The 21,045-nt window shown below is 63.5% G+C and carries 20 protein-coding genes and 1 pseudogene; 8 read left to right on the forward strand and 13 right to left on the reverse strand.

From position 1 onward, the window contains the following. Positions 1-89 precede the first annotated feature (89 nt). The 3 genes and pseudogenes from NLY33_RS13265 to NLY33_RS13275 all read right to left on the reverse strand — a co-directional run bounded on the left by NLY33_RS13265 (position 90) and on the right by NLY33_RS13275 (position 3,830). Positions 90-1,007 (reverse strand): NAD(P)-dependent oxidoreductase, encoded by a 918-nt coding sequence (locus tag NLY33_RS13265; RefSeq protein WP_023683741.1) that lies wholly within the window; start codon positions 1,005-1,007, stop codon positions 90-92. Further along, complete coding sequence (locus NLY33_RS13270; RefSeq protein WP_023705882.1) at positions 1,004-2,218, reverse strand: mandelate racemase/muconate lactonizing enzyme family protein; 1,215 nt, start codon at positions 2,216-2,218, stop codon at positions 1,004-1,006. Before NLY33_RS13270 ends, NLY33_RS13265 begins: the two co-directional genes overlap by 4 nt. Then, positions 2,215-3,830 (reverse strand): annotated as a pseudogene (locus NLY33_RS13275) (GMC family oxidoreductase). Before NLY33_RS13275 ends, NLY33_RS13270 begins: the two are co-directional and overlap by 4 nt. Positions 3,831-4,054: 224 nt before the next feature. Here NLY33_RS13275 and NLY33_RS13280 point away from each other — a divergent pair. Further along, the gene (locus tag NLY33_RS13280) at positions 4,055-4,450 is read left to right on the forward strand and encodes an acyl-CoA thioesterase (protein ID WP_023671995.1); all 396 of its coding nucleotides are present in this window, start codon (positions 4,055-4,057) and stop codon (positions 4,448-4,450) included. A 500-nt stretch (positions 4,451-4,950) separates the two neighbouring features. Here NLY33_RS13280 and NLY33_RS13285 read toward each other — a convergent pair whose 3' ends face one another. Continuing rightward, a complete protein-coding gene (locus NLY33_RS13285; RefSeq protein ID WP_023683744.1) occupies positions 4,951-5,319 on the reverse strand; it encodes a winged helix-turn-helix transcriptional regulator in 369 nt (122 codons plus the stop codon). Positions 5,320-5,408: 89 nt separating this feature from the next. Between NLY33_RS13285 and NLY33_RS13290 the strand changes: the two genes are divergently transcribed. After that, the gene (locus NLY33_RS13290; RefSeq protein WP_023671992.1) at positions 5,409-6,014 is read left to right on the forward strand and encodes an NADPH-dependent FMN reductase; all 606 of its coding nucleotides are present in this window, start codon (positions 5,409-5,411) and stop codon (positions 6,012-6,014) included. Between the two features lie 165 nt (positions 6,015-6,179). On the opposite strand, the gene NLY33_RS13295 is transcribed toward NLY33_RS13290, so the two are convergent. Then, a complete protein-coding gene (locus NLY33_RS13295; RefSeq protein ID WP_023705879.1) occupies positions 6,180-7,475 on the reverse strand; it encodes a glucoamylase family protein in 1,296 nt (431 codons plus the stop codon). Positions 7,476-7,733: 258 nt separating this feature from the next. On the opposite strand from NLY33_RS13295, the gene NLY33_RS13300 reads away from it, so the two are divergent. Then, on the forward strand, positions 7,734-8,612 hold the full coding sequence (locus tag NLY33_RS13300) for a DMT family transporter (RefSeq protein WP_050587720.1): 879 nt from the start codon (positions 7,734-7,736) through the stop codon (positions 8,610-8,612). Positions 8,613-8,640: 28 nt separating this feature from the next. Here the strand turns inward: NLY33_RS13300 and NLY33_RS13305 are convergent, their stop codons facing one another. After that, positions 8,641-9,951, reverse strand: a complete 1,311-nt coding sequence (locus NLY33_RS13305; protein ID WP_023705877.1) for a hemolysin family protein — start codon at positions 9,949-9,951, stop codon at positions 8,641-8,643. Between the two features lie 70 nt (positions 9,952-10,021). Beyond that, the gene (locus NLY33_RS13310; RefSeq protein WP_023705876.1) at positions 10,022-10,729 is read right to left on the reverse strand and encodes an LssY C-terminal domain-containing protein; all 708 of its coding nucleotides are present in this window, start codon (positions 10,727-10,729) and stop codon (positions 10,022-10,024) included. Positions 10,730-10,841: 112 nt separating this feature from the next. On the opposite strand from NLY33_RS13310, the gene NLY33_RS13315 reads away from it, so the two are divergent. Next, positions 10,842-11,561, forward strand: a complete 720-nt coding sequence (locus tag NLY33_RS13315; RefSeq protein WP_023705875.1) for a gamma-glutamylcyclotransferase — start codon at positions 10,842-10,844, stop codon at positions 11,559-11,561. 20 nt (positions 11,562-11,581) lie between these two features. Here NLY33_RS13315 and NLY33_RS13320 read toward each other — a convergent pair whose 3' ends face one another. The 3 genes from NLY33_RS13320 to NLY33_RS13330 form a co-directional block, all read right to left on the reverse strand. Further along, positions 11,582-12,373, reverse strand: coding sequence for an extensin-like domain-containing protein (locus tag NLY33_RS13320; RefSeq protein ID WP_023695766.1), 792 nt, complete (start codon positions 12,371-12,373; stop codon positions 11,582-11,584). A 132-nt stretch (positions 12,374-12,505) separates the two neighbouring features. Then, positions 12,506-13,582 carry an extensin-like domain-containing protein gene (locus tag NLY33_RS13325; RefSeq protein ID WP_023705873.1) on the reverse strand — a complete coding sequence of 359 codons (1,077 nt, stop codon included), beginning with the start codon at positions 13,580-13,582 and terminating at the stop codon, positions 12,506-12,508. A 198-nt stretch (positions 13,583-13,780) separates the two neighbouring features. Further along, complete coding sequence (locus NLY33_RS13330; RefSeq protein ID WP_023683751.1) at positions 13,781-14,206, reverse strand: DUF3775 domain-containing protein; 426 nt, start codon at positions 14,204-14,206, stop codon at positions 13,781-13,783. Between the two features lie 229 nt (positions 14,207-14,435). Here NLY33_RS13330 and NLY33_RS13335 point away from each other — a divergent pair, with 229 nt between their 5' ends. Next, positions 14,436-14,972 (forward strand): tetratricopeptide repeat protein, encoded by a 537-nt coding sequence (locus tag NLY33_RS13335; protein ID WP_023705872.1) that lies wholly within the window; start codon positions 14,436-14,438, stop codon positions 14,970-14,972. Between the two features lie 288 nt (positions 14,973-15,260). Continuing rightward, positions 15,261-15,734: a transcription elongation factor GreA gene (gene greA / locus NLY33_RS13340; protein WP_023683753.1), complete on the forward strand. Its 474-nt coding sequence runs from the start codon at positions 15,261-15,263 to the stop codon at positions 15,732-15,734. 23 nt (positions 15,735-15,757) lie between these two features. On the opposite strand, the gene waaC is transcribed toward greA, so the two are convergent. The 3 genes from waaC to rfaD are packed head-to-tail and all read right to left on the reverse strand — an operon-like array spanning position 15,758 to position 18,659. Next, entirely contained in the window at positions 15,758-16,732 is a 975-nt protein-coding gene (gene waaC, locus NLY33_RS13345; protein WP_023683754.1) for a lipopolysaccharide heptosyltransferase I, read from the reverse strand. After that, entirely contained in the window at positions 16,729-17,736 is a 1,008-nt protein-coding gene (waaF, locus tag NLY33_RS13350) for a lipopolysaccharide heptosyltransferase II (RefSeq protein ID WP_023695762.1), read from the reverse strand. Before waaF ends, waaC begins: the two co-directional genes overlap by 4 nt. Then, on the reverse strand, positions 17,709-18,659 hold the full coding sequence (gene rfaD / locus NLY33_RS13355; RefSeq protein WP_023683756.1) for an ADP-glyceromanno-heptose 6-epimerase: 951 nt from the start codon (positions 18,657-18,659) through the stop codon (positions 17,709-17,711). The genes waaF and rfaD overlap by 28 nt, the downstream gene beginning before the upstream one ends. Positions 18,660-18,793: 134 nt before the next feature. On the opposite strand from rfaD, the gene NLY33_RS13360 reads away from it, so the two are divergent. Together NLY33_RS13360 and rfaE1 are read left to right on the forward strand one after the other, a co-directional pair. Then, the gene (locus NLY33_RS13360) at positions 18,794-19,426 is read left to right on the forward strand and encodes a LysE family translocator (RefSeq protein ID WP_023671977.1); all 633 of its coding nucleotides are present in this window, start codon (positions 18,794-18,796) and stop codon (positions 19,424-19,426) included. A 124-nt stretch (positions 19,427-19,550) separates the two neighbouring features. Next, positions 19,551-21,044 (forward strand): D-glycero-beta-D-manno-heptose-7-phosphate kinase, encoded by a 1,494-nt coding sequence (gene rfaE1 / locus NLY33_RS13365; RefSeq protein ID WP_023671976.1) that lies wholly within the window; start codon positions 19,551-19,553, stop codon positions 21,042-21,044. The last annotated feature ends 1 nt before the right edge of the window (position 21,045 follow it).

Here is a 21,045-nt window from a genome sequence, read left to right on the forward strand (position 1 = left end):
AAGGCGTTGAGGGATTGATTCAGGTGGTTTGAGCGGCGATTCCGGCCAACCGGCCAAGGGCCTGAAATCGCAGGACATATTTACCCGGCTTAGCTTTCCAGCTTGGCTGGGAAACCGGGCGCGCGCAGATCCATGTCGACGGCATCCTCGAGCAGTTTGACGATCTGGGTCGACCAGGCGCCGCCGCCATATTCCTGTTTGCCCATCAGGAAAATCTCACTCACAAGCGGCGCCAGTTGGAGTGGCAGTCTGAACTCCCTGCCCATCGCAAGCGCAAAGCCGAGGTCCTTCAGTGCCAGGTCCATGGTGAAGCCAATGTCGTAGGAGCCGTTGAGGATGAGCTGGCTTTCGGTCTCATGGACGAAGCTGTTGCCGGAGGAGGCGACGATGGCGTGGTAGGATTGCGCGAGGTCGAGGCCGCCTTGCTTGGCCAACATCAGCGCCTCGCCGGCGGCGACGAGATGGATGAAGGCCAGCATGTTGGTGATCACCTTGATCACCGCCGCCGAGCCGACCGGACCCATCAGGAACGACTTTGCGCACATCGCTTCGATGGCCGGACGATGGCGCTCGTAAAGCGCAGCATCGCCGCCGACAAGCGCGGTGATCTTTCCGACCGCGGCCAGATGCACGCCGCCGGTGACCGGGCACTCAAGCGTCTCGATGCCTTTGGCCGCGGCGAGGGCGGCTAGGCGCAGGATCTCGTCGCGGCCGTTGGTCGACATCTCGATCCAGGAGCCGCCCCTGGGCAGACCCTCGAGCAGGCCGCCGGCATTCGCCAGCACCGCTTCGCTGACCTTGGGCGAGGGCAGGCAAGTAATGGCATTGCCGGCCTGTGCCGCCGCTTCGGCCGGGCTGGTCGCGGCCGTGGCGCCGAGCGCCACGAGGCGCTCGACGGCGGCGGGGTCGCGGTCGAAGACGATGACGACAAAACCGTTGCGCAACAGGCTGGCGGCAAGGTTGCCGCCGAGATGGCCAAGGCCGATGAAGGCGTAGCGTTCGCTCACGGCATCAGCGGCGTTTGCATCATCTGCAAATGCAGGTCCTTGCCGGTGTAGGGATGCGCGTCGCAGACCGCTTCGTCCAGCTCGACGCCGAGGCCCGGCTCCTTCGATGGAATGACATTGCCGTCCTGCCATTCGATCTTCTTCTTGAGCAGTGTCGCGTGGAAGCCGTCCCACTGCTTCAGCGATTCCAGGATGAGGAAATTGGGCAGCGTCACCGCCAGTTGGATGTTGGCGGCGCCAACGATCGGCCCACAATAGCAGTGCGGCGCGATCTGGATGTGGTAGGCCTCGGCCATGGCGGCGATCTTCTTGGTTTCGAGAATGCCGCCGGAACGGCCAAGGTCCGGTTGCAGGATGGTGGCGGCGCGGTTCTCGATGATTCGGGCGAATTCGAACTTGGTCGTCAACCGCTCGCCGGTGGCGATCGGGATCGACGTGCCTCGCGCCACCTGAGCCATCACTTCGGGCATGTCGGGCGGCACCGGCTCTTCGAACCACAAGGGATCGTAGGGCTCGATGGCGCGTGCCATGCGCAGCGCACCCGACGCGGTGAACTGGCCATGCGTGCCGAACAGAATATCGGCGCGGGTGCCGACCGCTTCGCGGATCGCCTTGACCATGCGGGTGGAGGCATCGATGTCGATCAGGCGCGGCTGGTGGCCGTCGAAGGCGGTGTAGGGGCCTGCCGGGTCGAGCTTGACGGCGTTGAACCCCTGCTCGACATATTCGAGCGCGCAGGCGGCCGCCAATTCGGGGTCATTGTAGACGTTCCGGCCGTCCGGCGCGTCCTCCGAATGGACGCTGCCGGTGTGCGGATAGAGATAGGTGTAGGAGCGCAGCGTCTCGTGCACCTGGCCGCCGAGCAGTTTGTAGACCGGCTTGTCGGCTTCCTTGCCGACAATGTCCCAGCAGGCCATTTCCAGCGCCGAGAAACAGCCCATGCCGGTAACGTCGGGGCGCTGGGTAAATCCTGAGGAATAGGCGCGGCGGAAGAAGGTCTCGATGTCATGCGGATCGTGGCCGATCAGGTAACGCTCGGCCATGTCCTCGACCAGCTTGGCCGTTATGTGAGCCGAGAAGGTGGCGTTGTAGGCCTCCCCATAACCGACCACGCCGCCATCGGTGGTCAGCTTGACGAATATGAAATACTTGCCGCCGATGCCCGGCGGCGGGTTGCCGACTACCCAGGTCTTGACGTCGGTGATCTTCATTCTTGGTCCTCCAGAACCAGTTCGGCGCCCTTCCATCCGGTCATGACCGAGGCGGCGTTGGTGTTGCCGGTGATGTTGGCGGGAAAGATCGAGGCGTCTATGACGCGCAGACCTTCGAGCCCGTGCACTTTCAGGCGCGGGTCGACGACGGCGGCCCCGGCGTCCGGCCCATGCGGCAGGTCGAGACCGGGTGATAGACGGTGCCCGAGCGCTTCCTGAAATCCTGGATCAGGTCGGCATCCGATTGGATCGATGGGCCCGGCAAAACCTCCTCAGTGATGATCTCGGCCATGGCGGGCATCGAGGCTATCTTGCGCACGAATTTCACCGCCGCCAGCATCTCGTCGACATCGGCGTTGGTGGAATAAGCGTTGGCGACGATCCTGGGATAGTCCAGCGGATTGCTGGAGCGGATCATGATCTCGCCGCGGCTGGACGGGCGGCAGTTGGAGAGGCCGATGGAAAAGCCCGGCCACGGATCCGGCGTCAGGATCGGCCGCTCGCCGCTCTTCGGAATGACGGTCGAGAAAGCCTGGAAATAAAGCTGCATGTTGGGGCGCGAAAACGCCGGGTCGGTTCGGAAGAAGCCGCCGCCATGGTTCATCGACAGCGACAGCGGGCCGGAGCGGGTGAGGATGTACTGCATGCCGACCAGCAGCTTGCCCCACCAGGGCCGCAGGATTTGGTTGAGCGTCGGCACGTTTCCCTTGAAGGTATAGTTGATGCCGACATGGTCCTGCAGATGCGCGCCGACATTTTCGTTGGCGTGGACGACCGGGATGCCAAGCCCCTTGAGCAGTGACGAGGGGCCGACGCCGGACAGTTGCAAGAGCTGCGGCGAGTTGATCGAGCCGGCGGACAGGATGACTTCGCGGCCGGCCCGCGCCGTCTTGGTCTCGCCGTTCTGCAGATATTCGATGCCGACGGCTCGCTTGCCCTCGAACAGGATCCTGCTCGCCAGCGCATTCGTCTCGACGCGGACGTTTTTGCGCTTCATCGCGGGGCGCAGGAAGGCGCGCACGGCCGACATGCGGCGGCCGTTTTTGGTGGAGATCTGGTAGGTGCCGACGCCTTCCTGGGCGGCACCGTTGAAGTCGGGGTTGAGCGGCAGCCCGGCTTGCTGGCCGGCGGCGAGGTAGCGCCTGGTCAGCGGATGGACGGCGTTCGTCGTGTCGGTGATATGCAGCGGCCCGCCGGTGCCGCGCCATCTATCGGCGCCGGCCTCATTGTCCTCAAGCGCCTTGAAGCCCGGCAACAGATCGTCATAACCCCAACCGGGATTGCCGGCATCGCGCCAGTCATCAAAATCCTCGCGCGCGCCTCGGATCCAGACCATGGCGTTGATCGAGCTTGAGCCGCCAAGCAGCTTGCCGCGCGGCCAATGGTCGACATTGCCGGCAAGGCCGGGGTCCGGCTCGGGCTTGTAGTTCCAGTTGACCGCGGGGTCGAAGAAAGTCTTGCCGTAGCCAAGCGGCATCTGGACATAGAAGCGGCGGTCGCTGCCGCCGGCTTCCAGCACCAGCACGGAGTAACGGCCGGAAGCCGACAGCCTGTCGGCGAGAACCGAGCCGGCTGAGCCGGAGCCGACGATGATGAAGTCATAGGTCTGCATGATTGGTGTTGGCGGCTCCGCAAAACTGGCTGCAGCCTATCCGCGGCAGGCTTCCGAAGTCGCGGTGCCTTCCGGCATGCGTTGTGAAAAATGCGACCGTGAGACGCCTGGCCGGAAAAGCTGCCATGGAACCGACATTGCGCCGGGAGCCTCGCCCGTCGCGTTGACCTCTTGGGTCCATGACGCTAGGGGATCGAGGGCAATCGTTTCAGGGGATCCGGCAGATGGTGCATTACGCGGACGGACGGCCGATCGGCGATCTGACCTTGCGTACGCTCGCCATGCCGGCCGATGCAAATGCGGCCGGCGACATCTTTGGCGGTTGGGTGATGGCGCAGATGGATCTTGCCTGCGGCATCCGTGCGGCCGAGCGGGCCAAGGGTCGCGTGGTGACGGCGGCTGTCAAGGAAATGTCCTTCGCCAAGGCGATGAAGATCGGCGACACGCTGTGCATCTACACCCATGTCGAGCGCGTCGGCCGCACCTCCATGACGCTCAAGGTCGAGGCCTGGGCGCAACGCTACCTCTCCGACCTGATGGAGAAGGTCACCCACGCCGATTTCGTCATGGTGGCGCTGGATAGCGACGGCAAGCCGAAGCCGATTCCAACCGAAAGTTGACATCGTCGATTCTGCCAAGCTTGCGCTTATGTAACATCCCCCGCGCGGGCGATGCGCTGCGCGACATCCAATGGTTGCCTTCACATCCGATTCTGCGGGCGGCGGAGGGAAGACAATGCGTCAACACATGCTGAACGGCTGGCTCGTGGCGGCCCTCGTCGCGGTGATCTGCCTGCTTGGCACGACCGCTTATACCGAGATCAGGAAAGAGCTTCCAGGCGTTGCCTGCACGCACGACCGGACCGTTGGCAACGAGCGGACTGCCCAGCGGTCTGCAAGGGTAGAGACGTGCGGCGCAGTGTGTTGCAGCAACCCTGCGTCAAAGGCCTGAGGGCCCGTCAGCGGAAGACCTCGTCAGCCTCAAAATGATGATGCGCCGGCGAACGAAACGCTGCAGCTATGTCGCGATGGCGTGACCAACGATGCAAGGGCGGATCCAGTTAAACCCGGGTACGCGTCGTCGACGGCAAAATCCGTAAACTATTGCTGGGCAACGGTTTTCAGGCGTGCACGCCATCGAATCTTTCACGCGCCGCCTGGACCCGCGAGGTGTTCTTCCGCGCCCATTCGCCGAGCGCGCCGACCGGCACCAGCAGCTCATGGCCGAGCTCCGTCAGCTCATAGTCGACGCGTGGCGGGATGGTCGGGAACACGGTTCGGGTGACGAAGCCGTCGCGCTCAAGACCGCGCAAGGTGGTGGTCAGCATCTTCTGCGAAATGCCGCCGACAGCGGCGCGCAACTCATTGAAACGCAGCGGTCCGCCGCCCAGCTTGCCGACGACCAGAACGGTCCATTTGTCGCCGACGCGCTGCAGGATTTCCGAGACGGCGCGGCAGTCTTCGGTGTTGTGCGGGTGCCTCAGTAACATAACGGTGCCTCCTTGCGCTGCCATTTGTCAGTATCTCATATAGCGCTGGTATCCAAACGATACCAGCTTTTGCATATATGGAGAGCCCCATGTCCAAGCCCAAAATCGCCATCGTCGTCGGTTCGACACGCGCCGCGCGTTTCGCCGATGTGCCCGCCCAGTGGATCGCCAAGATCGCGAAATCTCATGCCGACATCGACGTCGAGACCGTCGACCTGCGCGACTGGCCGCTGCCCTTCTTCGACGAGGTCGCCTCGTCCGCCTGGGCGCCGTCGCAGAACGAAGTTGCCCAGCGCTGGCAAAAGAAGGTCGCCGAATTCGACGGCTTCATCTTCACCGCCGCCGAATACAATCATGGCCCGACGGCCGTGCTGAAGAACGCCATCGATTACGCCGCCAATGAATGGAACAAGAAGCCGGCCGGTTTCGTCGGCTATGGCAGCGTCGGCGGCTCGCGCGCTGTCGAACATTTGCGTCTTGCCGCGGTCGAATTGCAGATGGCGCCGGTCAAATCCGCCGTTCACATTGCCTGGAGCGATTTCCTGGCGGTGCGCCAGGGCGAGAAGAAGCTCGAGGAGATCGAGCATCTGAACCAGGCTGCCACGGCGCTGGTCAACGACGTTGCCTGGTGGGCCCGCGTGCTCAAGGCAGCGCGTCAGGCCGACGCGATTGCCGGCGAAGCCCAGGCGGCCTGAGCCTTATCCTCCCAAGGATCGATGATTTTTCCAAAGGGCGGCGTTTGCGCCGCCCTTTTTCATTCACGTGAAGAGGCGCTCTCGGCTCCCTTGGCCGGATGGTGGAGTCGGACCGGCAAACTCGCGCTGATGCCTTGACGATCCCGCGCGAAGGATCGCCGCCTGTCACAGCCAACCGCCGGAAAACCCGGCCCGGCGCAGTCCTGTGGTGATGGCCGGCACGCGGCGCATCAATCGCCACAGGAAGTCGGACCGGTAGTTCTCGATCATCAGGGCGATCGGCCCCTGGTTGATGCCGACATGGTCCGGCGATACCCAACCGCAGGCGCGGCCGTCGTCGGCAGCGATCGTCGGGTTGAAGCTCGCGGTGAAGCCGTAAGGGTTGCCGTCGCGCAGGTCCATCTCGTGGAAATGGCGCAGCGCCGGCAGCACGATTTCCGGCGCAAAAGGCAAGGAGGCGATTGCCGCCCATGGCGACAGCGTGCCGTCATCGGGGCCAAACGGTGCGCCGCGGGCGAGATAACCGAAGAAGCGGCGTCCATCGGCTCGCCGCGCGATCGGACCTGGGCCGTCGCTGGCGGTGACGCCCCAGCAATTCTCGCCATAGCCCGCGAACCCCCTCGGATTGCGGATTGCGTAATCGCGCTGCAGATACGTCGCCTGGCGGCTGTTTTCGAAATAGTCCCGGTCGTGATCGCGCATGAAGGCATCGCCGATGTCGCGAAAATCGATCCAGATATGCGAGAACTGGTGGATGAAAAGCGGGCCGGCATAGACCATCTCGCGGCCGTAGATGGTCTTCCATTTGTAAGTGGACAGCCAGGCCGCGTAGCTCTCGGGCGGCAGCGAGTGGGTCGGCGAACCGAGACCCAGGACGTACAGGATCAGCGCCTCGTCAAATCCTTCCCAGCGGTAGCGGAGAAAGCCTTTTCCAGGCCGCCAGCCATGGGTGACGGTGGCGCCGCCGTTCTGCGCCCAGCGCCAGTCGGCACGGCGGTAGAGCGCATCGGCAAGCTGGCGGATTTCCAGTTCGAGCTCATCGTCCTCGTCGAAATAAGCGCCGGCGGCCAGAACACCGGCAAGCAAAAGGGCGGTATCGATCGTGGACAGTTCGCAATTCCAGACGCGGCGGCCGGTCTTCATGTCGAGGAAATGATAGTAGAAACCCCTGTAGCCGGTGGCATCGGGCTCCGGCCCGTGCGGGGCGTTCCAGAAGAAGCGAAGCGTCGCGAGCGTCCGCTCGATTGCGGCATCGCGCGTCATGAAACCGCGCTCGACACCGACGGGATAGGACGACAAAGCGAGCCCGACGGCGGCTATGCTGGCAGGCGACGCCTGCGTGTTGCGGTCGGCGACCAGGCCGTTGGCAGGGTTGGCCTCGTTGAGAAAATACTCGAAGGACAGGCGCTGGATATCTTGGAGAAGCTCGTCGTTTAGCGCGTGTTCGTTCGATGCATCCATGACAATCGATATAGAGGCTTTGGCTGCTTTTGCCATTCTTCCAGCGGATCAATCATGGGTGAGGGCAGGCTGGGGCCGATAGCGAAAGGCGCTGCCGACGCACCGAATTCAAATCGAGGGGCTGCGAAGATCGGTTGGACCGCCATATGCACGGCCCTGCCATCTGGCCTGGCCGTCCTCCCCTGATATATCCGGCTGCGATCCATCACATGAGCATGCCCCGTGAAGTTACCCAGCCCGTCAGGCGTCGTTTCCCCCATGACCCCGGTGCTGGTCTGTGCACTTGCGATCTTCCTTCTGTCCGCCATGGATGCGGCAATGAAGATCCTGGTCATCGCCGTCGGTGTCTACAACACGGTGCTGTGGCGAAGCATGCTTGCGAGCGTGGTCGCGGGCACGGCCTGGGCGGCGGGGCCGCGTTCCCTTCCCACGCCTTCCGTGCTGCGGCTACACGCGCTGCGCGCCGTGGTCGTGGGCATCGTTCTGCTGTCGTTCTTCTGGGGCCTTGCCAGATTGCCGCTAGCGGATGGGATCGGGCTTAGTTTCGTCGCGCCGCTGTTCGCTCTCCTGCTGGCGGCGCTGCTTTTGGGCGAACGCATACAGCGCCAGGCGATCTGGGCCTCGCTGGCGGGCATCGCCGGCGTCGTCATCATCATGGCCGGACAGTTCGGGCAAGGGAACTATACCGGGGATGCCCTGCTTGGCACGGTGGCGGTGCTCGCATCGACGGTGTTCTACGCCTACAATCTGATCCTCTCGCGGCGGCAGGCGCTGGTGGCCAAACCAGTCGAGATCATGCTGTTCCAGAACCTGTGCGTTGTCGCCGTCCTTCTCCCCGCCGCTCCCTGGCTCGCGGTTGCCCTGCCGGGCAATCTCTGGCTTCCACTGGCCGGAGTGACGGCGCTGTCGCTCTCCGGCCAGTTCCTGATGAGCTGGTCCTACGCGCGGGCCGAAGCGCAATATCTAATCCCAACGGAGTATTCTGCCTTCATCTGGGCGATCGTGTTTGGCTGGCTGTTCTTCGACGAGGCGGCGACCTGGACCACGCTGGCTGGAGCGGCCCTGATCGTGGCCAGTTGCCTGATCGCCTCGCGCTCCAATCCGAAGCTTGCCGAACCGATCGAAGCCGCGGTCTGAGGGCGCTATTCGCTTTGACGGCAGAGTGTCAACGCACCACTTCGCGATGGCCGCTGGGCAGCCGGGTGGCGATCAGCTTGTCGATACGGCGGCCATCGAGGTCGACGACCTCGAAACGCCAGCCTTGCGCGTCGACGCATTCGCCGGTCGCCGGCAGATGGTGCATGTGCGACAGCACATAACCGGCGACGGTCTCGTAGTCGCGGTTTTCCGGCAGGTCGATACCGAGAACGTCAGCCATCTCGTCGGCTTGCATGTATCCCGCGAGCAGCCATGAGCCGTCCTCGCGCTTGACGGCGTTTTCCTCGTCGCCGGCATCAAGGTCGGCGCGGAAGACGCCGGTGATGGCCTCGAGAATGTCGGCAGGCGTGACGATCCCTTCGAAATGGCCGTATTCGTCATGCACCAGCGCCATCGGCACGTCGGATTCCTTCAGCTTCTGCAGCACATCCAGCGCGTCGGCCTGATCGTAGACGATGGGGGCGGCGCGCACATGCTTGCGCGGATCGAGTGCGCGGCCGGCGAGCAGGGCGGCCAGCACGTCGCGCGTCTGAACAACGCCAACCATGACGTCGACGCCGCCATCGCCGGCCGGCAGGCGCGAATGCTGGGTCTCCATCAAGAGCTTGCGGATGGCACCCTCATCGGACTGCAAATTGATCCAGTCGACCTCGGTGCGCGGCGTCATCACGGCGCGCACGGCGCGATCGCCGAGCCGCATGACGCCGGCGATCATGCGCCGCTCGTCGGATTCGATGGTGCCGTGGTGCTCGGCCTCGGCGACCAGCATCTTGATCTCTTCGTCGGTGACCTTCTCCTCGCTCTCGCCGCGCTGGCCAAGCAGCCACAATATGGCGCGGCCGGAAATGTCGAGCAGGAACACCAGCGGCGCCGAGACGGTGGCGAGGATGGTCATCGCAGGCGCTGCGCGGGCCGCAACACGCTCGGGATCGCGCAGCGCGATCTGCTTGGGCACCAGTTCGCCGACGATCAGCGAGAAATAGGTGATGATCGCAACGACAATGCCGACGCCGAGCGGATCGGCGATGTTTTCGCGCATGCCGGTCGAGGCCAGGTACACCGACAGCCTGTCGCCCAGCGTGGCGCCGGAGAAGGCGCCCGACAGCACGCCGACCAGAGTGATGCCGATCTGCACTGACGACAGGAATTTGCCGGGATTGGAGCCGAGCGTCAGCGCACGCCCGGCGCCATTGACGCCGCGGTCGATCATCGCCTTGAGCCGCGCCGGGCGCGACGACACGATGGCGAGCTCGGACATCGACAGAAGGCCGTTCACACAGATGAGGACGACCACGGTGGCGATTTCGACGTATAGCATCAGGGCTCAATAGCATTGCGGCGGGCCGCAGGAAAATAGTCCGCGATGATTTTTGGAAAATGACAGTGGTTCAGGGGAATTGCCTGAGCACCCCGACAACAGCCTTGCCGTCGGTGAAATAGGGATCGCCGCCGCCGTTGCGTCCGGTCCTGGTGGCGCCGATGCCCGGGATGTCGCTCACCGAGATCACCATGCCGGCCGCCGACAGGTCGTGGATCACGAGATCGCGCTCGGCGTCGATGTCAGGGGCGATATGGTGGGTGATGGCGCCGGTATCGTGGCTGAGACCAACGCCGCGGTCGAAGCTGGCCGAGCCCATCCAGAGCGTTCGGCCGTCGTCGCCGGTCGCATCGCTGCGCCAGAAGCGGACATGATGGCGCCGGTCGGCGCTCCCGCCGACCGGCTTTTCGAAGGCGAGATCCTGGGCGCGGCCTTCGAACAGCAGCCGGCTGACCGGGGCGTCAGGATAGGGATGGTCGAACAGCACGCTCTCACCGATTTCGATCGCGGTCTTTAGCGTCACGCCATCGGCCGTATCCCATCCGGTCATGGCGAAGGCATGGACCATCTCTTTTTCGGTACCGACAAGGCCGATATTGATCGGGTCGCCGGGAATACCTTGCGGCGTGTGTGTCACCATCTCGAAAGTCTGCGTGCGAAAGCCGCGGTCGCGAACCGTCCAGAATTCCGGCGCAGCGACATAGGCGAGGGCCAGCCAGACCGCCAGAAGAGCGGCGAGCCAGGTCAATGCGCGTCGTTGCAGGCTTCGTCGGCTCATGAAAGCGGCTCGATCCGTGCGGTATCTGTGCCTGACGGACCCTGGAAATCAATGGCCAGCGGCGAGCAGCCGTTCTATCGTCGGCCATCGTTTTTGCGGGGGGTGAGCAGCAATGGATAAGAAGCCGGTGGGTCGCAGCTCGATGGCATTGACCGCGGACCTTGTCGCAAGGGTGGAGCGTGTCGAACCGGATCCGGGTCCCGAGCCCGGAACAACCGAGCATACAGACGCGGAGTTCGATAGTCTTGTCGAGCAACTTCTGTCGGAGCATCGGCCTGAAGCGCTATGGGTCTTTGCCTACGGGTCGCTGATCTGGAACCCCGAATTTGCCCATGTCGAGCAGCGCCCGGCCACGGCGCCAGGATGGCACCGCTCGTTCTGCCTGACGCTGACCCGTTGGCGCGGAACCCGTGATTTGCCGGCGCTGATGCTGGCGCTCGATCGAGGCGGCAGCTGCAACGGCATCGTCTATCGGCTGCCCGCGGAAGACCATGTCGGGCAACTTGGCCAGTTGATGCGCCGCGAGATCGATGCCAATCCGCCGACTAACGTGCCATGCTGGATCAAGGTCAAGACCAAGGATGGGCCGTTGCGGGCCTTGGCTTTCGTCGCCGCGCCAGACGGCAGGGCCTATGCGGGCCGGCTGCCATTGGAGCAGGTTGCCGACACGCTGGCGCGGGCTGCCGGGCATTGGGGCTCGTCGGCTCAATACCTGTTCCGAACCGTCAGCAAGTTGGAAGAGAGCGGTATCCGCGACAGGAACCTTTGGCGCATCCAGGATCTGGTGGCCCAGCAAATCATCGCTTCCACCAGGAACGCCAATCCCGACTGATTTCTGAACGGTGAAACGCCTTAGCGGCAGGCGCGGTAGCCGCTTTTGCGGTTCTTGATGTCGAAATGGAAATGGTTGCGGTGATCGTAATTGTAGCCGGGACCGAGCACGGTGGTGAAATACTGGCAGCCGTCGGCACGCACATTGTTGAGGAAGCCGCGGGTGCGGAAGGCAAACAGGCCGGGCTTGCGCACGTCGATGTCGTCGCCGTTGTTGAGCTCGATGCTCATGACGTCGAGGGCGTTGCCCTTGCCGTGCTCGGACAGGACACCTTCGCCGGCGATGTTGCGGCAGGAATAGCTTGAGCCCTGGTGGATGGTCTTGACGCCCGAGAAATAGCGCCAGCGGGCGGAGGGAACCAGTTCGTTGCTGGTCCAGGCGGCGAAACTTGCGGCCATGTCGCAGGTCAATGTTGCGGCGGGCTTCATCTGGATGCCGCCGATGGCGGAGACCTTGACCGGCCAGTCTATGCCGCACTGTCCCTCGTGGATCGGCTGGACATCGGTGTAGACGACGCGAAGCCGCTTCAGCTCGCCACGGCAATCGGTTTCGCTGGCCGGCATCTGCTGCGGCTCCGACTCCGACATCGGCTCGTCCATGTGCGGATAGGCGGCAGTCATATAGGGATTGGACGGGACGAGCTTCTGCATGCCTTCATATTGCGGCACGGCCGCGGTCTGCGAGCCGACATCGACGGCCGGCTGCAGCGACAGCACGCTGCCAGTGTTGCAAGCCGAAACGGCGGCCAGCGCAAGACCGGCGGCCAGTATCGCTGCGCTTTTTGCCTTCGCGGCGCGAAATATTGCGGCCATGGGCGGAATCCTGTCCTTGATCGGTGGGATTTTAACGATCAAGGGTAAAGGAAAACTCAGCGTTCCCGTTCATGCCTGCGGCCGAAATGCGGCAGCCAGACCATCACCGGCATGACGATCACTGAAGGGCCATCACTGGCAGAAAGTGCCACCATTCCGGCGCGGTTCGAGATCGAGATGGAAATGCAGGGAATGGTCCGGGTCCGCGCCCGGTCCAAGCACGGTCTTGAACGGTCCGCAGGCGGCCTTGCGCACCGCATTGAGGAATTTGCCGTCCTTCTCGGGCGGCGTTGGACCGACTTCGACCTTTCTGCCATCTGACAACGTGAAGCTGGCAATATCGAGCGCGTTGCCGAAGGCATGTTCCGACAGATGGCGCGTGCCGTTGCGCGGCCGGCAGACAAAGGCCGATGCCTGGTTGATCGATTTCAGGTCGGCTCCGAACTCGGCTTTCGCCGCCGGCTGTATGATTTCGGCGGCAAAGCGGGCTGCAGCCTCGGCCATTGGGCAGTTGAGTTCGGTCGCGGGGCCGATGGCGATGGATTTTCCGAGCGACTTCAGCACCAGGGGATAGGGGATCGAGCAGCCGATGTCGGGATTGCTTTCCGCCTTATGCTCCTCGAATTCGACACCAAGGGCCGTCAGCCGCTCGCGACAGGCGACTTCCGCCGCCGGCATTTTTGCATCGGGCAAATCGGCCGAGCGCGCATCGGGCAGCATCTTCTTGTCGCCGGCATCGGGTTTTTCAGGTGGTTGCGGAGCAACGGCCGGCGGCTGAGCTTCAGGTTCCGAAGTGTCTGGCTTTTGTGTCGGAATCGGCGCCGCGGCCGGCGGCTCGGGCTCGCTTTGCCTATCGGTCGATGGCTTCGGGGCTGACGGTCCGGGCCGCGCCTGCTTTTTAAAACCGGATTTTTCTTCGTTGAATCGATCGTCATTGGACCGGTTGGGCGCGCCAAGGGGGTTCGGACCTTCGGCCTTTTGCTTTTCGATCGGTGCCGCGCCGGTCTTCGGCGCCTCTGAAGGACGCGCCTCGGGCAGCGGGACAACGCGCGAGGGCTGCACCGGAACATCGGCGGGCGAGGGCTTTTTATCCGGGGTCTTTTGTTCCACCTGCTTTGGCGTGATGTGCCGCTTTGGACTGGGCTTCTGGCGGTGCTTGCTGCGCGGCTTAGGATGCGAGTCGACCTGCGGTGAAAACAGCTGCTCCAACCGCTGTGACAGCGGCGTGTAATGCTTTTTGCGCTGTTTGGCGTCGGCTTGCGTCAGCAGGGGCGTCAGCAGCAGAGCCGTGACGACCATGACCAGTGCAACCCTGGATGTTCGGGAAAGTACAAGCGACCCCATCGTCCTCAACGGCGCGAACGCCCGGAGGTTGCCTGCGGCCCATCACGAACGGTAACGACGTCGTTACGCGCCAATCGCTTCCAGCCCTTCTTCCAGCCAGTCGGCCAAAAGCGGCATGCCGAGCAGGTATTTCGCCGTGCGCTTGTTGGCGCGGTCGCGCGCGGCGGCAACCGCATCGGACCATTCCGCTGCGTCATAGTCGCCGCGGCCGACCCAGGCCAGCGCGATCAACTCGGCCGCTTCGTCGACGTTGAGGTCGTTGATCAGCTCGCGCAGCTCTTCCTCGGTGAGGTCTTCCGCGCTTTCCTCCGCCAGACCGTCATGGTGGTGATTGGCATGTGATTCACCATCGAGCTCGACCTCATGCTCGGCACCGTCGGCATAGTCTTCGTTGACGGCAGCACTCAGTCCCTTTGCCTTGAGAATGAACAGGCGCACGGTGTCCGGGCCGATCGATAGCTCCCATTCCCGCTCACGGCGCTGTTGCACTCTCGGGCACCCCCGCTGATCATTTCCCGAATGATAGCGGATTTGCAGCGCGCGTCACGTCATGTTCTGATCCCTGGCTCCCGCCTTTGACCGAATTCAGGTTAGGCACGGCCGCACAAATAGTTTCGGCGGCTGCGGGTTTCCGGGATGAAAAGTCTGCATCCCGGCGTTAGCTTTTCATTATCGTCATTTTCCCTCAAGATCGTCATTATCCCTCAAGGAGGCTTCGATGCATAAAAGAGTGTTGATCCAGGCGGCTGCGGCGCTTGTGGCGCTGCAGTTCTTTGCGGTTCCGGTGTTTGCGGCCGGCGGCGGTGGCGGTGGTACCGAGACCACCACCCAGTGCAAGAAGGGGCAGGTCTGGGACAAGAAAAAGCAGAAATGCGTCGCGCCGAAGTACGGCATGCTGGACGACGATAACATCTATGATGCTGGTCACGACCTGGCCATGGCCGGGCGTTATGACGAGGCGATCGCCGTGCTCAGCCTTGCCGCCAACAAGCAGGATCCACGCATCCTCAACTATCTCGGCTATTCGCATCGCCATTCCGGCCGTGTCACCGTCGGCCTCGGCTATTACGAGGAAGCGCTCCGCATCAACCCGGATTACACGCTGGTGCGCGAATATCTCGGCGAGGCCCATCTGCAGATCGGCGATCTGGTCGGCGCCCAGGCGCAGCTGGCCGAGATCGAGAAGCGGACGGGCAAAGATTCGCGCGAATACGGCATGCTGGCCGAACAGATCTACCATTTCATGAGAAGCTGACCCCACCCCAACGGCTTTTCTGGGCCGGCTGCGAGCAATCGCAGCCGGTTTTTGTTGTCGCAACTGCAACACGCTGCACATGCCGTGACGGCAATTGCGCAAGTCGGCTCATGATTTTTCAAAAAGCCTGCTTTTTCAGCGTGAAAAACGCGCGAGGATCGCTATATTGGGGAAAATTGCGGTGAAACGGTTCCGTTAGCCCGAGGCTGCCGGACCCGTTTTCTTTTTATACCCATCGACAAGGCTTTCCCCGAAATGCGGGGGTGGCGGCAGGAAAGGTCAGGCATCATGAACAAGGTCCCGATGACAGGCGAGGGGTTCGCGTCATTGAAGGAAGAACTGCGCTGGCGCCAGCAGCAAGAGCGGCCGCGTATCATCGAGGCGATCTCCGAAGCGCGCTCGCATGGCGACCTGTCCGAAAATGCCGAATATCATGCCGCCAAAGAGGCGCAGAGCCTCAATGAGGGCCGTGTCAACGAACTGGAAGACTATATTGCTCGGGCCGAGGTGATCGACGTCACCAAGCTTAGCGGCGACAAGGTCAAGTTCGGCGCCACGGTGGTGCTGGTCGACGAGGACACCGAGGAAAAGAAGACCTACCAGATTGTCGGCGACCAGGAAGCGGATGTGAAATCGGGCCGTATTTCGATCTCCTCGCCGATCGCGCGCGCGCTGATCGGCAAGGAAGTCGGCGACGCCATCGAGGTCAACGCCCCCGGCGGCGCCAGGGGTTATGAGATCGTCCAGGTGCAATTTATCTAGCACCTCAGAATTGCTGGAAGGTCCTATGCCGAAGCTTGGAGCTTAAGGGCTAATAGCTTTTCTGCTTCCGGCACCACCTGTGCCGGCATGAGGCGCTCCCCCGCTGCGGCCAGCAACGTTGAGGCATATTGCCCGCGCGGGCCGGTCAAACCCGGCTCGGTCGCCAGGAACACCGCGACCGTCGGCAGGCCGAAGGCGCTGGCGAGGTGGGTCAGACCGGTGTCGGCGCCGATAACCAGCGTCGAGCGGCCAAGGATCGCGGCAATGTCTGCCAGCGGCGATCTCGGCACCACGATCGTTGACGGCACGGCTTTCGAGATCGCCTTGGCCACCGCCTTCTCACGCTCGTTCGACCAGGTGGTGACCGGCGTCATTCCGCTACCAACCAGCAGGCGAGCCGTTTCGATCCAGTCTTCGGCGGGCCATTTCTTGTCCTCGCGGCTGGTGCCGTGCAGCAGGAAGGCCGTCTTGCCGTCAATGCCGGCCAGGCCGCCGGGAGGCGGCACAATCCCGGATGCGAGCGCCGAAAGATCGGGCTCGTAGCCGAGCGCCAGCCCGAACAGCCGGCGCGTGCGTTCGATGGCGTGCAGGTTGCGCGGCACGGCGTATTTGCGCTGGTAAAACAACGTTGCCGAGGGCTCCCGCGCGCTTGCGCGGTCGAAACCTGCGATTGGTGCCGCTGCCTGTTTCGCAACCAGGGCCGATTTCAGCAGCCCCTGCGCATCGATGACGAGGTCGTACTCGCCTGCTTGCAGAGCGCGGCGCAAGCTTGTCGCCTCCCGCCATGTGCCGGCGTTGAACAGATGCTTGCGCCAGCGCCGGATGGCGACGGTATGGATCTTTGCTATCGCCGGATGCAGCGCGACGATGCCGGCAAAGGCCTCTTCGACGCACCAGTCGAAGGCGATATCGGGGCGCTTGCGGCGTGCATCTTCGACGGCGGGGAAGGTGTGGATGACGTCGCCCATCGAGGAGGTCTTGACGATCAACACCTTCATGCGGCGGCCGGGAGTTCCAGCAACCTGTCCGCCGCCGCTGCCACTCGGGCAACGTCCAGCGTCTTCAGGCAGTTGAGGTGGCCGAGCGGACAGACCTTCCGGTGGCAGGGCGAACAGGACAGATGCAACCAGATCAGTTCGCGCTGTTCAGCCAACGGCGGCGTGTTTTCCGGCGAGGTCGAACCGTAGACGGCAACGACCGGCGTGCCGACGGCGGCCGCGACATGCATCAGCCCGCTGTCGTTGGACACCGCCAGCCTGGCCGCGGCGATCAGGTCGATGGCGTCCTCCAGCCGTGTCTTTCCTGCCAGATCGACGACACCGGGCGCGAGTGCTGCGATCTCGGCGGTGACGTCGCGATCGTTCTTCGAGCCGAACAACGCGACCTTGAATCCTTTCGCCATCATCTCTCCGGCGAGGCCGGCATAGCTTTCGCTAGGCCAGCGTTTGGCCGGACCGAATTCGGCGCCGGGCATCATGGCGACGAATTTTCCCGGCTGCACTGCGAAGCGAGCGAGCAGATCTTTCTGATTGCCGGCGTCGACGGTGAGCCGCGGCGGCCGGAAATGTCCGCCTTGGGCGAGGCCAAAATAGGCCTGCGCGGTGCGCCGTTTGACGGCATCGGGCAGCGGCACGATGTCGGTCAGCAGGCCGTAGCGCATTTCCCGGAGATTGCCGAAGCGGCGGGGGATGCGGGCAAAGAACGGGATCAGCGCCGATTTCCAGCTGCCCGGCAGGACGTAGGCCATGTCGTAGCGGCCGCGCAGCAGGCGGCCGAAGCGGCGGCGAATGGTGAATTCGAGCGCGCCCGGTTGCAGCGGGAAATCGATCTGCTGGCGAATCTCGGGCATGCGCTTGACCAGCGGGGCCGCCCAGGCCGGGGCCAGCACGTCGATGGCGGCGTTGGGATGGACGTCCTTCAGCGCTGAAAACAGGCACTGCGCCATGACCATATCGCCCACCCAGCGTGGGCCGATCACGAGGATCGTTGGGCTTTCAGCCATTCGACATAGTCTCTGACGCCGGTTTCCACGCTGCGGAATTGCCCATTATAGCCGGCTGCGCGCAAGCGGGACATATCAGCTTGGGTAAAACTCTGGTAGCTGCCCTTGAGGTGATCGGGGAATTCGATGAACTCGATCTCGCCCTGGCCCAGCGTATCGATCACGGTCTCGGCAATGGCGCGGAACGGCTGGGCGCGGCCGGTGCCGCAGTTGAAGATGCCGCTCGAGCCGCGCTTCCACAGCCACAGATTGACGTCGGCGACATCGCCGACGTGAATGAAGTCGCGGCTTTGTTCGCCGGGGCCGAAGCCGTCATGGGCGCCGAACAGCTTTGGGTTTTCGCCGCGCCCGACCTGATTGAACAGATGGAAGGCGACCGAGGCCATGGCGCCCTTGTGCGCCTCGCGCGGGCCATAGACGTTGAAGTAGCGCAGGCCCGCGACCTGCGAATGATCGGTGTCGAACACGGTGCGCCTGACATAGTCGTCGAATAGTTTCTTCGAATAGGCGTAGACGTTGAGCGGCCGCTCAAGTGCGGGATCCTCGCGAAACTCCGAACCGCCGCCGTAGACGGAAGCCGAGGAGGCATAGAGGAACGGTATGCGCAGCGAAAGACAGCCATGCAGCAAGCGCTTTGAGAAGGCGTAGTTCACGTCCATCATGAACTTGCCGTTCCATTCCGTGGTGGTCGAGCAGGCGCCCTGGTGGAAGACGGCCTCGACGCGGCCTAGGTCGCCGGCTTCCAAGGTGGCCAAGAATTCGTCCTTGTCGAGATAGTCGGCTATCTGCAAATCGGCCAGGTTGGCGATCTTGTGGCCGTCGGTGAGGTCGTCGACGACGAGGATGTCATCATGGCCTTCGGCATTGAGTGCGGCGACGATGTTGGAGCCGATCATGCCGGCCCCGCCCGTGACGATGATCATGAAGGCCTCTGGTTGCTTGCGATTCCGGTCCTTATAAGGGAGGCCAAGCGTACTGTCGATGAAGCACCACGACGCCACAGTGAGACCGCGAAGCGGCCCGCTTTATTCGAGGCCCGCAAGCTAGGGGACAAAAAATGCCGTCGACCGAACTGCTCATTGCGTTTTTCGCCACCACGGCGATCTTTGCCTATATTCCAGGACCGGCGATGCTCTATGCCGCCGCGCAGACCATGGCGCGCGGGCGCTGGTCGGGGCTGACGGCGGCACTTGGCATCCATCTTGGCGGTTATTTCCATGTCTTTGCGGCTGCCGCCGGGCTGTCGGTGCTCTTCCATGCGGTGCCGCCGCTCTACATGGCGGTCAAGCTCATCGGCGCGCTCTATCTGATCTGGCTTGGCGTGTCCTTGTTCCGCAAGCGCGGGGACGGTGACACGGCGCTGCCGGCGATCGAGCGCAAATCGGCGCGCCGGGCATTTTTCGAGAGCATCACCGTCGAAGTGCTCAATCCGAAGACGGCGATCTTCTTCATGGCGTTCCTGCCACAGTTCATCGATGCCTCGGCGGGTTTCCCGGTGTGGCTGCAATTCGTCGTGCTGGGCACCATCGTCAATTTAATGTTCTCTTCGGCAGATATTGTCTGCGTGTTGCTGGCAGGCATGGTGATCGCCCGGCTGAAGCGCTCCAGCCGTGCGCAGCGCATCATGCAGAGGGCGGGCGGGGCGGTGCTGGTCGGACTGGGCGTCCACGTCGCGTTGCAGAAGAGCTGACGGCCGCCCTGACGTTGCGCTGCGCGGATTTGCGGTATATCGGCTTCGCCATGAACGATCCGGCCCGTAAATTGACAATTTTCAGCGTGATTGAGGTCGGCCTTTCCCTCGCATTGCCAGTGACATGATCAAGCACAATCCGCCTTCGCCCGAACCTTTGCACCGCGCCATTGCCCGCTTTGGCGACGTTGCCGTGCTGGTGGTCGGCGACTTCATCCTCGACCGTTTCGTCAACGGCGTCATCGAGCGCATCTCGCCGGAAGCGCCGATCCCGGTGCTGCACGGGCGCGGCGAGACCTCGACGATGGGCGGCGCAGGCAACGTTGTCGCCAACATCGTCTCGCTGGGTGCCAGCGCTATTCCCATATCGGTGATCGGCACCGATGTGGCCGGCGACAATCTGGTGCGCATGCTGCGCGAACTCGGCGCCGATACGGCTGATATGGCGCAGGAGCGCGGTCGCATGACGTCGTCGAAGAGCCGCTTCAGCGCGCTCAATCAGCAGGTGCTGCGCTTCGATGAGGAAGAGATCAAGCCGCTCGACGACAAGGAACGGGCGGACCTGGTCCGGCATTTTCGCGCCGCACTCACGCGCGCCGACATCGTCATTCTGTCCGACTATGGCAAGGGCATCTTGCTCGACGGCGTCGCCGCCGACCTGATCGCCATCTGCCGCGAGGCGGGAAAACCGGTGCTGGTCGATCCCAAGGGCCGCGACTATGCGCGCTATGCCGGCGCGACCGCCATCACGCCCAACCGCAAGGAGCTTGGCGAAGCTGTCGGTCGCCCGGTTTTCGCCGACGACGAGATCGTCGCGGCGGCACGCCAGCTGATTTCGGCACATGGCTTCGACTTCGTCGTCGCCACCCGCAGCGAAAAGGGCATGAGCGTCGTCGGCGCGGATGAGGCGCGCCACATCGCCACCCAGGCGCGCGAAGTGTTCGACGTTTCGGGCGCCGGCGATACGGTAATCGCGAGCTTCGCGCTGGCTCTGGCCGCGGGCGCCGATCGCGTCATGGCCGCCTCCATCGCCAATGCCGCCGGCGGTGTGGTGGTGGGCAAACGCGGCACCGCGCGGCTGACCGTGGAGGAACTCACCGGCGCGCTGTTCCGCTCGCACGGCCCCACCGCCCATAAGGACGCCATCCTCGATGCCGCATCGGCCGCGCGCATGGTGGCGGCGTGGAAGGACGAGGGCCTGAGCGTCGGCTTCACCAATGGCTGCTTCGATATATTGCATGCCGGCCATGTCAGTCTTCTCCACGCGGCGCGCAGCCAGTGCGACCGGCTGGTGCTCGGCCTCAACAGCGATGCCTCGGTGCGTCGGCTGAAAGGCGCAGGGCGCCCGGTCAACGATCAGCATGATCGTGCCTGCGTGCTCGCCGCCCTGGCCTCGGTCGATGCGGTCGTGGTGTTCGAAGAGGATACGCCGCTGGCGCTGATCGAGGCGCTTCTGCCCGACATTCTGGTCAAGGGCGCCGACTACACGGTCGAAACCGTTGTCGGCGCCGATGTGGTGCAGAAGGCGGGCGGGCGCGTCGTCCTGGTCGACCTTGTCGCCGGCAAGAGCACCACCGGCACGATCGGCAAATTGCGCGCCGGCGGCGGTACCAACTGAG

Source organism: Mesorhizobium sp. C432A, assembly GCF_030323145.1.
In the GTDB taxonomy this organism is placed as follows: domain Bacteria; phylum Pseudomonadota; class Alphaproteobacteria; order Rhizobiales; family Rhizobiaceae; genus Mesorhizobium.

Bases quoted from the DNA above. Each gene is read 5' to 3' on its own strand.
- NLY33_RS13280 (WP_023671995.1), top strand. From the start codon at position 4,055: ATGGTGCATTACGCGGACGGACGGCCGATCGGCGATCTGACCTTGCGT.
- rfaD (WP_023683756.1), bottom strand. From the start codon at position 18,659: ATGATCATCGTCACGGGCGGGGCCGGCATGATCGGCTCCAACATCGTC.
- NLY33_RS13320 (WP_023695766.1), bottom strand. From the start codon at position 12,373: ATGGCCGCAATATTTCGCGCCGCGAAGGCAAAAAGCGCAGCGATACTG.
- NLY33_RS13310 (WP_023705876.1), bottom strand. From the start codon at position 10,729: ATGAGCCGACGAAGCCTGCAACGACGCGCATTGACCTGGCTCGCCGCT.
- NLY33_RS13285 (WP_023683744.1), bottom strand. From the start codon at position 5,319: ATGTTACTGAGGCACCCGCACAACACCGAAGACTGCCGCGCCGTCTCG.
- NLY33_RS13300 (WP_050587720.1), top strand. From the start codon at position 7,734: ATGACCCCGGTGCTGGTCTGTGCACTTGCGATCTTCCTTCTGTCCGCC.
- NLY33_RS13305 (WP_023705877.1), bottom strand. From the start codon at position 9,951: ATGCTATACGTCGAAATCGCCACCGTGGTCGTCCTCATCTGTGTGAAC.
- NLY33_RS13360 (WP_023671977.1), top strand. From the start codon at position 18,794: ATGCCGTCGACCGAACTGCTCATTGCGTTTTTCGCCACCACGGCGATC.
- NLY33_RS13295 (WP_023705879.1), bottom strand. From the start codon at position 7,475: ATGGATGCATCGAACGAACACGCGCTAAACGACGAGCTTCTCCAAGAT.
- waaF (WP_023695762.1), bottom strand. From the start codon at position 17,736: ATGGCTGAAAGCCCAACGATCCTCGTGATCGGCCCACGCTGGGTGGGC.
- waaC (WP_023683754.1), bottom strand. From the start codon at position 16,732: ATGAAGGTGTTGATCGTCAAGACCTCCTCGATGGGCGACGTCATCCAC.
- greA (WP_023683753.1), top strand. From the start codon at position 15,261: ATGAACAAGGTCCCGATGACAGGCGAGGGGTTCGCGTCATTGAAGGAA.
- NLY33_RS13335 (WP_023705872.1), top strand. From the start codon at position 14,436: ATGCATAAAAGAGTGTTGATCCAGGCGGCTGCGGCGCTTGTGGCGCTG.
- NLY33_RS13315 (WP_023705875.1), top strand. From the start codon at position 10,842: ATGGATAAGAAGCCGGTGGGTCGCAGCTCGATGGCATTGACCGCGGAC.
- rfaE1 (WP_023671976.1), top strand. From the start codon at position 19,551: ATGATCAAGCACAATCCGCCTTCGCCCGAACCTTTGCACCGCGCCATT.
- NLY33_RS13290 (WP_023671992.1), top strand. From the start codon at position 5,409: ATGTCCAAGCCCAAAATCGCCATCGTCGTCGGTTCGACACGCGCCGCG.
- NLY33_RS13270 (WP_023705882.1), bottom strand. From the start codon at position 2,218: ATGAAGATCACCGACGTCAAGACCTGGGTAGTCGGCAACCCGCCGCCG.